We start from the raw sequence: 12,432 nt of genomic DNA on the forward strand, positions 1-12,432 counted from the left end.
GGATGGTCGGCAATGATGCGAGAACGTTACCTCAGCGAGCGGGGCGGTGAGAGATGGACGTTCACTGCGTCGACAACCGCAGAACATGGGGCAGCGCCTCCGCGATGGACTCCCCGGCCTGTTCGTACACCGAGTGATCACGCCGGTACGGATCGCCGATGTCGAGTGTGTCGACACGGTGCACCGCCCGTGCGTCGGCCAGGGTCGCGATGGACTGCGCGCCCGATGCGGCGACGAGGCCCGACGCCTCCAGCAGAGTGAAGGTGCGACGCATCTGCCGCGGTGCGAGAGCCAGGACGGCGTCGCGATGTGCCGCAGTCATCGTCAGCACGAGATCGGCGTCGGACGCGATCGCGGGCGTGAGGCGTCGGGCAACGAAACCGTCCGGATCGCCGCCGAGCTGAGTCAGCACCGTCGCCGCCGTCGGATCCATGGCGTGCCCGGTCAAGCCCTGCGTTCCGGCGCTGCTCGCGGTGAGCTCGAAGCCACCTTCTCGCGCGAATGCAGCCGCAAGGCGCTCGGCTGTGGGCGATCGACAGATGTTCCCGGTACAGACGAACAGAACGCGCATGCCCGCAACTCTAGTGCTGTGCTCGGGTGCCGCACTGAGCACCGAGGGACGCGCTACAGTGTGCCATTGGCGGGGGATCGAGACTGGTTCGTGACATCCAGTCTCGGCGTGTGTTCACGGGGAAATCGACCGAAGGCGGGTAATGACCGAAGTTCTCGGTGTGTCGGTGGGGGCCAGTGCTGTGCGCATGGCTCGTCCCGACGCGCGCCCTCAGGATTCGGGCCGCCTCGATTTCCATCACGACACCGTCGACGCCTACTGGGACCGCGCGGAGGAATTGGCCGCCGAGTCGATCGGAGTCGTGCTCTCGCAGCCGGGCGACGGCGGACCGGTGCAAGCGACAGGTGTCGCGTATCGGGACCAGCAACAGTTCGGCGAGATCCAGCAGGCCATGGCGAGCCAGCGGCTCTACAACTACCGACTGGTTCCCGAGGCACGAGCAGCGTTGCAGTACCTGGAGGCCTCGGGCGAGCTGGGCCACTTCGGCACCATCGCCCTCTACGATCTAGGCAGTTCCGGATTGACGATCAGCGTGATCGACCGCGGTACCGGGCAGGTTCTGCTCGCCGAACGCACCATCGACATCAGCGGCGACGACTTCGATCGGCTCATCTCGGACAATCAGCTCGCCAAGCAGGGCGTCGACATTGCCGACAACCAGGAACTGAGCGAGTTCACCGCGCGGTGCCGGGTGGCCAAGGAGCAGCTGTCGACCAGTGGCGCGGTGTGCCTGCCCGGTGACGGCGGCGTCATCCTGATCTCGCGTGAGTCGTTCGAGTCTCTGGTGACCGTCCCGATCGAGTACTCGGCGCGGCTGGTGCGTGACGTGATCGGTCGTTCACCCAAGCACGTCGACGCTCTCTTCCTCATCGGCGGCGGAGCGCGAATTCCTCTGGTGGAATCCATTCTCGGTGCGTGGATCGGCCTCCCCGTCGTAACCCCGGCGGACCCGGAGTCGGTGGCCGCACGCGGTGCAGCTCTGCTCGCGACCCCGGTGGCCGATGCGCCGCGTCGACCGAGCCCACAACCGGGCGTTCGGCAGTCTCCGTCCGATCCCGCGTCGTTGACCGGGGCTCCGGATTGGTTGAGCCCCGAGCCCACCGGAGACAAGCCCGCCGACTCCAAGCGCAAGGTGCGCGGCGCAGTGCTCGTCGCAGGGGGTCTCGTTGCCATCGCCGCACTCGGGTTGTCCCTCGGGTACGGCGGCAGCTCGACGGAGCCGACGAGTTCACCGGTCGAGACCAGCGCACCCGTCACCGCGGTGCCCACGACGCCGAGGACCACCGCACCGCCCACCACCGTGCCACCGACGACCACTGTGCCGCCGACCACCGAGGCCGCTCAGGCCCCGGCTCGCACCTATTCCGAGCCGGAATACGTGCCGCCCGCCGCGCCCGCGCCTGCGCCCGCGCCGCCGCCGCTGATTCCCGGCCTGCCGCAGATTCAGTTGCCGCAGATTCAGTTGCCACCTGCACCGGTCATCGAGTTGCCGCGCTTCTGACCGGCATCGCGGCCGCCCGGATCAGGGCAGCTGCAACTGCGCGAGAACCGCCAGGTGATCGCTGTCCGGGATCGGCAACGGCTCGACCGACCGGGCGCGGACGTTCTCGCTCGTCACCACGTGATCCAAGCGCGCCAGTGGACGTTCCGACGGGAACGTGCGGAACAGGCCCGCACCGGCGCCGGCTGCCGCGTCGGAGAACGGGGACGATGCCAGCGTGCGGAACTGCCGGTGGTCGTTGGTGGCGTTGAAGTCGCCCGCGACGAGCACGGTGCCCTGATAGGTCTCCATGATCGACCGCATCCTGGCCAGGTCGGCGGCCCACTCGGTGGTGTGGCGCGGTGTGGCAGGCGACATCGCGTGGAAGGAGACGACGGTCAGATCCTGTCCGTCGACGGTGGTTTTCGCCTGCACCGGTACGAATCCGAAGTTGTCGAGGCGGATGCCGTCGGTCAGCGGAGTGCGGCTCCACAACCCGGTGCCATCGGCCACCGGGAGCGCAGCGGTGAAGGCGAACGGCAGAAGGTCGTCGATGCCCGCGGCCTGCAGGTCGTCCACTTCCTCCGGGGTCAATTCCTGGACCGCGAGAATGTCGACGTCGTTGCTCCGCACCGCGTCGACGATGGACGCGGCGTCGGCATCGCCGTGCGCGACGTTGACCGTCAGGACCGACAGTTGCGGGCCGGTGTTGTCCGGTCCGTCGGCGAGGAACATCGGCACCTGAACGCCGACGACGGCAACGGTGATCAGTACTGCGACGGCCGATCCGATGCGGGAGCGCGCTGCGGCGAACAGGATCACGGCGACGATCGCGGCGACGCCGAGATACGGAGCCCCCACGACGAGCGCAACAAAAGTGATCTCGGTCACACCGACTTGGCGAACGAGGAACATTCCGGCGACGCCTGCGAGCAGAGCCCAGCCGATGACCAGCGCTGCGTTGGATGCGAAACGGCGCATCACGCTCGTGCCTCCTCTTGCCTGCCCGAGTTGGGCATGGATGTGTCAGGTGTTGTCTACACTCGGCATGTGCCCAGCTCAGAGCCATTGTGCAAGTGTCATCACGAACAAGCTGCGCACCGGCATTACCGGCGCGGAACCGACTGCTCGCTCTGCGATTGTCCGCGTTACCGGACTCGGGTATCGCTGCTGTCGAGATGGTGGCCCTGGAAATAGATTGCCCGGGCAAAAACAATCTTACCGTTCGATCGAATGCGAAGAACAAACCGATTCGTTAGGATTAGTGGCCTGGATACAGGCAATACGGACAAATGCGGCTCGGGGACCGTCCGACATTCGATCCGGTAGGAGAGGCTTCATGTCGAACGATGCAGTGCTGGACAGGCTCGGTACCAGCCTACGAGTCCTCGAACTCGAACCCATCGGTTACCGACCGCACCCGATACACAATCACGACCGCATCTGGACCGAGACCAACTGCTACGTCGACCTGTGGATCGAAGTTCTGCACTCGTTCGGTGCAGATCCCACTCCGGCTCTCGCCTTCGTGCTGAGCGCCGGATGCGACGGTCGACAGTGGGATTTCGTGAAGATCGCCCCCGAGGACCTACGCAGCCTGTACGGCATCGGCGTCGCCGAGATGAACGTGTGGCGTCCCGTACTCGAGCACGTCGTCGAAGGCCTGGAAGACGGCATCCACGTCACCGTGGAGGTCGACGGCTTCTGGCTGCCCGACACGGCGGGAACCAGCTATCGCAACCAGCACACCAAGACCACCATCGTGCCGAACCTCGTCGATCGCGACGGCAAGGTGATGGGGTACTTCCACAACCGCGGCTATTTCGAGCTCACCGGAGCCGACTTCGACGGGATATTCAATCTCGCCCCCGAGCCGCACGCGGAGGTGCTGCTGCCCTACGTCGAGCAGATTCGAGTGGATCCCGCGGTACTCGACGCCGGTTTCGGTGATCGAGACCTCGACGTCGCTCGTGCTCATCTGGCGCGTCGAGCTCCTGGCAACCCTGTCGACGCGCTGGCTCGCCGCATCGTCGCCGATATCCCGCTCGTACAGACTGCGGGACCCGACGCATTCCACCTCTGGTCGTTCGGCCTGCTCCGGCAGTTCGGTGCCACGGCAGAACTGGCGGCGAACTACGTGCACTACCTCGAAGGTCGTGGCATCACGGGAGCCGCTGCGGCAGCGCCGCACTTCCTCGATGCCGCCTCCGGCGCAAAGGCCGTCCAATTCCGGATGGCGCGCGCCGCACGTGGTCGGGATGTGGTGCTCGACGAGCCGCTGATCGAGATGAGCAAGAACTGGGCTGCCGCCATGGACATCGTTGCAGGTGCATTGGGCACGTGATCGATCTGCTCGACGGCGCTCGGTGGCGGCTGGCCCGAACCGACGCCGGCTCTGTTCTCGACCCTGCCGACCTACGGGAAGATCTCGACTGGGTCGACGCGGTGGTGCCGGGCACGGTTGCCACTGCGCTCGGACACTCACTCGCAGTGGACCCCGACGAGCACGACTGGTGGTTCGTCACTCACGTCTCCACCGGTGACCATCGCCGGGTGCGAGTGAGCTTCGGCGGCATCGCGACCCGCGCCCGGATCTGGATCGATGGCGTCCATCGCAGAACCGTGACGTCGATGTTCGTTCCCGAGACCCTCGATCTGACGGACTGCGGTGACACCGTCATCATCGCCGTCCACATCGAATCGCTTGCAGCCCAACTGAAGTCCCGACGCCCCCGCGGTCGGTGGCGATCGTCACTGATCGCCGCGCAGGGGCTGCGACACGAGCGAACGACGATGCTCGGTCGCGCACCCGTGTACGGACCCCTTCCGGTACCCGTCGGACCGTGGCGTCCGGTGACGATGACCCCCATCCCCGACGTGCGTCGCGTCGACCTGACGACGGAAGTATCGGGAACCGACGGCATCGTCACACTGCGCGCCGACCTGGGCGCTCCCGGGGTGGCTCGAATCCTGATCGACGACAGGGCCTTCGAGCTCGGCAGGGTCGAGCGCGTCGACACAGCGATGACGCTGCCCGACGTCGAACTCTGGTGGCCCCATACACACGGCCGACCGCGAACGTATCGCGTGGCGCTCGAGGTCGACGGCACCGTCCATCCCCTGGGCGTCGTCGGTTTTCGTACGGTAGAGCTGGACCGTACGGCAGGCGGCGCAGTACTGACGGTCAACGACGAGACTGTCTTCTGCCGCGGAGGAACGTGGACCCCGCTGGACCCGGTGCGGTTGTGGTCGCCCGAGCCCGAGCTGCGGGCGGCGCTCGTGCAGCTCCGATCGGCGGGTCTGAACATGGTGCGCATCGTCGGCACCCTGGTGTACGAGCAGACCGAATTCTGGTCCCTGTGTGCAGAATTGGGCATCATGGTGTGGCAAGACGTCATGTTCGGCACCGTCGACCCGCCCACCGACGATGCGTACACCGCAGCGGTCACCCGCGAGCTCGACGCGTTCGCCGACACGGTCTCGGCCAACCCTGCCCTGATGGTTGTCAGTGGTGGAAGCGAGACGCAGCAGCAGCCCACGATGTTGGGACTCGCAGCCGAGGACCAGCGAATGGTGATGCTGGACAGCACCGTTCCCAACTTTCTCGCCGACCGTCTACCCGGCGTCGCCTACGTGACATCGAGCCCGTCCAGCGTGAGCGGCGAACTGCACACTCACGTGGGCGACGGTATCGCACACTACTTCGGGGTGGGCGGCTATCTCCAACCACTGTCCGATATCCGCACTGCCGGAGTACGTTTCGCGGCGGAGTGCCTGGCCTTCGCAGTTCCCCCGGAACGGGCGCAGGTGGAGAAGTTCTTCGGGTCCGCGGCCGTTGCCGGTCACCACCCCGACTGGAAGGCCGCCGTCCCACGTGACCGCGGCTCGTCCTGGGATTTCGAGGACGTGCGCGATCACTACGTACGCACGATCTTCGGCGTCGATCCACACCTGATCCGGCGCGACGATGCAGAGCTGTATCTCGATTACGGTAGGGCGGCGATCGTCGAAGCGTTCATCGAAGCGTTCGGCCACTGGCGTCGAGCATCCTCGGGGTGCGCCGGAGCCCTCGTGCTGACGCTGCGAGACACCGTCGCCGGTGCGGGCTGGGGCATCGTCGACACCGCCGGTGTGCGCAAGGCCCCCTTCTACGCGTTGGCGCGGGCCAGCGCCCCGGTGGCACTGCTTTTGTCCGACAACGGACTCGACGGCTATTCGGTGGAACTGGTCAACGACGGGCCGGCGCGATCGGGCACCGTTCGAGTGGTGCTGCACGCCTCCCGCGGCAGCCACGAGTTCGAAAGCACGGTGAGCGCCCCGGCGAACGGATCCATCGCACTGACGGTGGATTCCATCGTCGGCACGTTCACCGACGTCAACCACGCCTACCGCTTCGGCAGCCGCACCTACTCCGCCGTCACGGTCCTGTTTCTGGACGACAGCGGCGTCGAGGCGGCGCGAACCACCGCGCTCGTCGGCGCGCAGAGTCGTCAGAACACGGTAGGCCTGACGGCCATTGTTGTCGAAAAAGATTCTGGAACATGGGAACTGATTGTCCGATCCGACTGGCCGGCGCAGTACGTCTGCGTCGACATCGACGGCTTCGAGGTATCCGACTCGTGGTTCCACCTGGCACCGAACGAACCTCGTACGCTGACGCTCGTCGGTCGCGGCGGGGGTGTACCGCGCGGACACGTGCGCGCGTTGAACTCCGTGGAGAGGGCCTCGGTGGCACCGAAGGTCGTGAGCGGTAACTCGTAGTGGACTACGAGGTTCTGTGCACGTGCCGCTAGCGGCTCGTACTGAGTCTTCCTCGGGCATAGCCGATTCCGGCTGCACCGACGCTGGCCACCACGGCCATCGCACCCCAGGCGCGCACGGGATTGCCGCGAGCCGCTGCGCTGGTCTCCCGGCCGACCGCGCGAGGAAGAATCTTGGCGGTGTATGCCCGCTCGGAGGACAGTGCGTCCTCGGCCCCGATCAACCGGGCGATCGCTGCCTTCGATACGCCCTCGGCGTAGCTGCGCGTGATGAGGTAGCGCGGACGAGTTCGATCTGCGCTGACGGTGTGATCGACGACGATCGAGGGATCGAACACGATCTGGGCGTCGGGATGCGTCTGACGCAGACGGATGCACAGCTCCGTCTCCTCGCAACCGAGCGGCACTCGACCGATCCGGCCGATGCCGGAGACGAACCCGCCGAGTGCGACGACGGGCTCACGGCGGAACGACATGTTCGCGCCCATGAGATTGCGGACCTGAGCGGTTTCCGTTGGCTGCCCGCGGTAGGTGCACCCGACGACCCAATCGAGTTCGCCGGGTTCACCCACTACCTCGGCCGGTAAGAAGGCCGGACGCTTGTCCGGCCATACCGGGTATGCAGAGCCCCCAACGGCGTACACGGCATCGTCCGAGTAATGGGACAGAATGGCTCCGAGCCACTCTGAGGTGCGCGGTGAGGCGTCGTCGTCCAAGAAGACGACGATCTCACCGGTCGCGAGGTCGAGCGAGGTGTTGCGCGCTCCGGAGAGGCCACGTGGGTGGTCGTTCTCCACCACGTTCACGGTCCGGTGTAGCGGCGAGAACTCCTCACGCGCACGTTCGGCCAGTTGCGCATTGTGATCGATGACGATGATCAGTTCGTCCGCCGGAACGACCTGATCGAGGACGGCACGCACGGCAGCCTGTAGTTCGGACCACCGAGCCAGGGTGTACGCGCAGATGACGACCGAGGAAGTCGGCAGACTCACGCCGTCTTCTCGCGGAGTTCGAGAACCTCGTTGTACGACTCCAGGTCCTCGAACTCGAGGTCCATGTCGGTGCGGGCATCGACCGACTCTCGCAACGGCCGAACGATGGACTTGCGCTTGATCCTGCGGGCACGGATGCGCTCGGTCATCAGCGTGCGCAGCACCCGGAAGCCGTCGGAGAAGGTGCGCAGATTGCTCTGACCGTAGATGCGAGCCAACTCGACGCTCGGCACCTCTTCGATGCGCACGGACGCCTCGGCGAAGCGGCAGTTGATGATGGTCTCGATCTCGAAACCGTCCCCCCAGAGCATCATGCCCTCGGCACCGGGCTGATCGACGACGGGGAGATCCAGCACCGGCACCAGGTCGCGCCAGAAGGCGTTGTAGCCGTAGCAGAGATCCGAGAAGCGAGTCCCGAAGAGGGTGTTGGCCACCAGGTGCAGGCCACCGTTGCCTGCGCGGCGCAGCGGGGTGATGTCGTGGCTTCCGCCACCCTCGCAGAACCGGCTGCCCTTGGCGAAGTCGGCACCGGCGATCAGGGCGTCGACGAAGCGCGGGATCTCGGCGGCATCGGCGGAACCGTCGGCGTCGAACATGACGATGATGTCGCCGGTAGCGGCCTCGAAGCCGCAGGCGAGAGCGTTGCCCTTGCCCTTGCGGGTCTGCTTGATGATGCGAATGTCACCGCGGATCTCCCGCGCCGCGTCGATGGTGCCGTCGACGGATCCACCGTCGACCAGCACGAGCTCGTAGTCGTGCGAGAGCAAGGGGAGGACGTGACGAAGGTTCGCGGCCTCGTTGAGCGTCGGGATGACGACACTGACGCGGGGATTCTGACGATTCAACATATCCATTCCACATGGGTCGAGTGCGATGGGCAGATGTCTCCGAACTCCGTGAATCGACCCCCGCCGCATCCACAGACAGTGTCATAACGCTCGTTCTCAAGCGTAAGAACCTGTTTCCTTTGACTGAAAGCAAGCTTAAAAGAAGCTACGAGTTTGTCAAGCCGCGAACAAACCAACTGGGAGATTGTTTGGAGATGCACGTCATAGTTTGTGACGAGATCAACGCGATCGGTACTGGTAGACGATCGTGTTGGTGTCCTGATACCGCACCGACCACGCCGAGTTGGTGGCGAGCCACTGCCGGAAACGTGCGACCGCATCGTCGGCGACGAACCCGTAGTACTGCATCGCCTCGAGCGACTGACGGGTCAGGACCATGTAGGTGGGTGTGTCGCTGACCGACGCGTTGTAGTCGATCTGGCCGAGCTTCTCCGGCGTCGGGAAGCCTTCCATGTACTCGGGGCCCAGCGCGTAGAGCGGGACGTCCCAGTACTCGTTGGCCTCCGTCAGGCGCCCGTAGTCCGACGTCGACCGGGCCGGGTAGCCCGAGGAGTACAGCATCGTGACCGCGGTGCCGGACGGTGACTGTGCGGCGACCGCGCGGGCGTCGTCGATCTGGTCGCGGTGTTCGAGCACGATCGGCCACAGGCCGAAGTAGCTCTGCAAGCCCAGCACGGCACTGCCGAGAGCCCCGGCCGTCGCGACCGCAACCGATGTCCGGGCGGTGAGCCTGCGGGCCCGGGACGGGCGATCCTGGGAGGGCTTGCGATCGAACAGGGCCAGGAACAGCGGCGTGATCAACAGCACGCAGCCGGGAATCGCGTACAGGTACACCCGGAAGATCGCTTCGCCGCCGTAGCTCTGCCCGGCGAGCAGCATGATCGATCCGAACGCCATCACCATCGGTGCCCAGAACGTCTTCTTGGTACGCCAGGCGTAGATCGCCGAGACGAACGCCAGCACGAACACCCCGCCGGACAGTGCGCGGCAGACCAGGGACGTGATCTGTTTGCCGAGCACGCCCTCCGCCTCGACGTTGCTCGCGGCGTTCTGTACGGGGTCGAACCCCTGGAAGAGTCCGTACGGTGCCACGATCGGCAGTCGCGGATACAGGTATCCGAGCAGGATGATCCCGAGAGGAATCATCAACCACCACGGCTTGGCTCGCCGCGTCACCAGCAGCACGCCGGTGACGGCCATCAGCCAGTACGGCGTCAGCTGGTGCGTGGGGACCAGCGCCGCGAACGGAACGATCGACAGGAACGCCGCGGACCGGGTGAGCGAGGAGGACATCAGCAGCGCCAGGAAGCCCACGGCGAGCAGAACGGCCCACGCCTGCGGTGAGTAGTAGTCCTGGCCCACCCAGTTGATGACCTCGGCGAGCATCGCCGCCGTGATCGCGGCGCGTTTGTCGAACTTCATGACCCGCGCCAGTCCGTAGACGGCCGCCGCGAGCACCACGTGGATCATCGGCGCGAACACGTGCGCCAGAGCCAGCGTGTCGTATCCGGTGACGTGCTGGAACCAGGCCGAGACGAGGAAGAAGCTGGGCCACTCGCTGTAGATGTCGACGCCGCTCGGAGCCAGTCGGTTCAGATCGAGCACGAACTCGGTGACGGCGACGTGCTTGTACGTCCAGTCGTAGATCGGAGCGGAGGTGACGAGGGTGACGGTGAATCGCTGCACCACGATGGCCAGGCCGATGGCGACCAGCATGGTGCGCAGCTGATGACGCCGCAACGCGATCAGGAACGCCGCCATGATCAGCACCATGCACAGCACCAAACCAGGGCCGGTTCCGGCGGTCAGCAGCCCGAACTGCGAGTACGTTGCGCGCTCGAGACCGGGCAACAACGGCAGCCACAGAAAGAACGCCAACGCCAGAATCAGGCCGGCAACATTGCGTCGCAACGTCTCTCGGTCGGTCAGAGCGAATTTCACGAAAGCGAGGGCGGACGTTCGCGACGACGGCGAGACGACCTCACGTGCCTGCGCCACCCAGACCGGCAGGTCGGGACGGCCGTGCTTGCGGTACCAGAGCGCCGACGAGCCGATCAGGGCCAGGCACAGCCACAACGTCCACATCCGGGGCGACCAGCGGTAGCCCCACATCGCCGCCGACACCATCAGTGTCACCACCGAGATACTCAGAATCGGCAGGGCGGCAGGAACCGCGGTGCGCGGGATGCGCACCCACGACAGGATCGCGGCACCGGGTCCGAAGAACAGCAGGACCGTCAGAAGCACGACGCGAACCAGCGTCGGCAGCGCGATCATCGAGGCCAGGCCGGACAGGGCGGCGAGGACGCTGATGTCGGAGTAGCGCAATCGGCTACCCGCGCGCCGCCGTGTGCCTGCAGCGGAGTCGGTGGTGCCGACGGGCCAATCGGTCCAGTCGGACGGAACGAACAGCTTGTGCCGCAGATCTGCGATGGACCGGTATCCGGAATCAGTCGAGGACAGGTTCACGGCTCACCCCCGCCAGCGGAGTGCGCTCGCGACCTTCGCGCCTGCTGCGCCGGATGGCCGCGGGGCCCTTGGCGATGGAGAGCAGTTCCATCCGGCCGATGCCGTCGGGCAGGTCGGCAGCGAGATCGTCGGGAGGGGAGGCGACCTTGCTCATCTTGGCCGACAACCGAATTGCACTGCCGAGTCGGCGGGCGGCAACCTTCGCCGCGAGGCTCGCGGATCTGCGGTCGGTGGCGACCGTGTACAGCCACGCGCCGAGCCCGAGTCCGTACCCGCGCGCCTGGACCGCCAACGCCTCGGGATCGGCGCGGTGACGGTGCCACACGATGGCCGCAGGCTCGTACACCAGCTTGTCGCCGGCCATCAGCACCCGGAAGAACATGTCGAGATCCTCACCGCCGTTGGTCGGGGATCCCACTCCCAATGCCTCGTCGAATCCTCCCAGATCGAACATCCGTCCGCGGTCGACCGCGAAATTGGCTCCGGTTCCGTACATCCCGACCTGGAACGGAAACAGCGGCACGTCGGCCGGTGGATTCTTCAGGTCGTAGACCCGGGGCGTCACCGAACTCGCCCATCCGACGCGGCGATCGAAGTACGCCTGCGCCTGAGTGCGGATCTCCCCACTCGGCACGATGCCGGACACGCACGTGACCCGCTCGGCCCGCCCGAAGCCGCGGGCGATGCTGCGCAACCACCTCGCGTCGACGGCGACGTCGTCGTCGGTGAAGGCGACGATGTCGTGCCGCGCTGCTCGTAACCCCGTGTTCCTGGCTCTCGACAGACCCGCCGTCGGCTCGGACACGACGCGAACACGGGAGTCGTCCAACCCGCGAACGTACTGCTGCGTGGCGTCGGTCGGAGACGCATTGTCGACGACGACCACCTCGAAATCCGGGTAGTCCAGAGCGGACACCGACGCGAGCGCGCCCTGCAGATGATCGACTCGGTCACGAGTGCAGATCACCACGGTGATCGGCGGCAACGCTCGATCGGTCTCGGGAACGGCATCGGGCATCGGAACCTGGGCGAGCGACATCGCCGCCCTCCGTGCATCGTCTGCCGCGACCGCGCCGTCGACGACATCGAGTTCGACGAAGCCCAGCGGGTCGGGTCCGCGTCGGATCAGCAACCGGGCACGGTGGTAACCGTCGGAACCGTCGAGTACGAGAGAGTCCGGAAGATCCTGCTCCAGGTCGATGTCACCGATCCACACGGCACCGTCCCATTCGGGAGACTGCAGTCTGGGGAGCGCGGGAGGTAACACGGGGAGGGTCCTTTCGGGTGACACGTACGGGCAGGTGGAGCGGGG

General features: G+C 66.0%; 9 protein-coding genes. 3 read left to right on the forward strand and 6 right to left on the reverse strand.

Annotated elements, in window-relative coordinates; translation table 11 throughout:
• Positions 1 to 61 precede the first annotated feature (61 nt).
• Positions 62 to 571 carry an arsenate reductase/protein-tyrosine-phosphatase family protein gene (locus tag CH283_RS07490; RefSeq protein ID WP_082898757.1) on the reverse strand — a complete coding sequence of 170 codons (510 nt, stop codon included), beginning with the start codon at positions 569 to 571 and terminating at the stop codon, positions 62 to 64.
• A gap of 142 nt (positions 572 to 713) precedes the next feature.
• Between CH283_RS07490 and CH283_RS07495 the strand changes: the two genes are divergently transcribed.
• The gene (locus CH283_RS07495) at positions 714 to 2,072 is read left to right on the forward strand and encodes an Hsp70 family protein (RefSeq protein ID WP_094640798.1); all 1,359 of its coding nucleotides are present in this window, start codon (positions 714 to 716) and stop codon (positions 2,070 to 2,072) included.
• 21 nt (positions 2,073 to 2,093) lie between these two features.
• Here CH283_RS07495 and CH283_RS07500 read toward each other — a convergent pair whose 3' ends face one another.
• Positions 2,094 to 3,032 carry an endonuclease/exonuclease/phosphatase family protein gene (locus CH283_RS07500; RefSeq protein ID WP_094640799.1) on the reverse strand — a complete coding sequence of 313 codons (939 nt, stop codon included), beginning with the start codon at positions 3,030 to 3,032 and terminating at the stop codon, positions 2,094 to 2,096.
• A 358-nt stretch (positions 3,033 to 3,390) separates the two neighbouring features.
• Between CH283_RS07500 and CH283_RS07505 the strand changes: the two genes are divergently transcribed.
• Positions 3,391 to 4,395, forward strand: coding sequence for a DUF1839 family protein (locus CH283_RS07505; protein ID WP_094640800.1), 1,005 nt, complete (start codon positions 3,391 to 3,393; stop codon positions 4,393 to 4,395).
• Positions 4,392 to 6,812, forward strand: a complete 2,421-nt coding sequence (locus CH283_RS07510) for a glycoside hydrolase family 2 protein (protein WP_094640801.1) — start codon at positions 4,392 to 4,394, stop codon at positions 6,810 to 6,812. The genes CH283_RS07505 and CH283_RS07510 overlap by 4 nt, the downstream gene beginning before the upstream one ends.
• 28 nt (positions 6,813 to 6,840) lie before the next feature.
• On the opposite strand, the gene CH283_RS07515 is transcribed toward CH283_RS07510, so the two are convergent.
• The 4 genes from CH283_RS07515 to CH283_RS07530 all read right to left on the reverse strand — a co-directional run bounded on the left by CH283_RS07515 (position 6,841) and on the right by CH283_RS07530 (position 12,387).
• Complete coding sequence (locus tag CH283_RS07515; protein WP_094640802.1) at positions 6,841 to 7,803, reverse strand: glycosyltransferase family 2 protein; 963 nt, start codon at positions 7,801 to 7,803, stop codon at positions 6,841 to 6,843.
• On the reverse strand, positions 7,800 to 8,657 hold the full coding sequence (locus CH283_RS07520; RefSeq protein WP_094640803.1) for a glycosyltransferase family 2 protein: 858 nt from the start codon (positions 8,655 to 8,657) through the stop codon (positions 7,800 to 7,802). The genes CH283_RS07515 and CH283_RS07520 overlap by 4 nt, the downstream gene beginning before the upstream one ends.
• Positions 8,658 to 8,870: 213 nt before the next feature.
• The gene (locus CH283_RS07525; RefSeq protein WP_094640804.1) at positions 8,871 to 11,120 is read right to left on the reverse strand and encodes a hypothetical protein; all 2,250 of its coding nucleotides are present in this window, start codon (positions 11,118 to 11,120) and stop codon (positions 8,871 to 8,873) included.
• On the reverse strand, positions 11,101 to 12,387 hold the full coding sequence (locus tag CH283_RS07530; RefSeq protein ID WP_255183129.1) for a glycosyltransferase family 2 protein: 1,287 nt from the start codon (positions 12,385 to 12,387) through the stop codon (positions 11,101 to 11,103). Before CH283_RS07530 ends, CH283_RS07525 begins: the two co-directional genes overlap by 20 nt.
• Between the last annotated feature and the right edge of the window lie 45 nt (positions 12,388 to 12,432).

It is taken from the genome of Rhodococcus sp. 05-2254-2, from assembly GCF_002259095.1.
Classification (GTDB): Bacteria; Actinomycetota; Actinomycetes; order Mycobacteriales; family Mycobacteriaceae; genus Rhodococcoides.

What these genes read in the sequence shown, in the direction of transcription:
- CH283_RS07500 (WP_094640799.1), bottom strand. Translation starts at nt 3,032, where the DNA reads ATGCGCCGTTTCGCATCCAACGCAGCGCTGGTCATCGGCTGGGCTCTG.
- CH283_RS07495 (WP_094640798.1), top strand. Translation starts at nt 714, where the DNA reads ATGACCGAAGTTCTCGGTGTGTCGGTGGGGGCCAGTGCTGTGCGCATG.
- CH283_RS07505 (WP_094640800.1), top strand. Translation starts at nt 3,391, where the DNA reads ATGTCGAACGATGCAGTGCTGGACAGGCTCGGTACCAGCCTACGAGTC.
- CH283_RS07520 (WP_094640803.1), bottom strand. Translation starts at nt 8,657, where the DNA reads ATGGATATGTTGAATCGTCAGAATCCCCGCGTCAGTGTCGTCATCCCG.
- CH283_RS07490 (WP_082898757.1), bottom strand. Translation starts at nt 571, where the DNA reads ATGCGCGTTCTGTTCGTCTGTACCGGGAACATCTGTCGATCGCCCACA.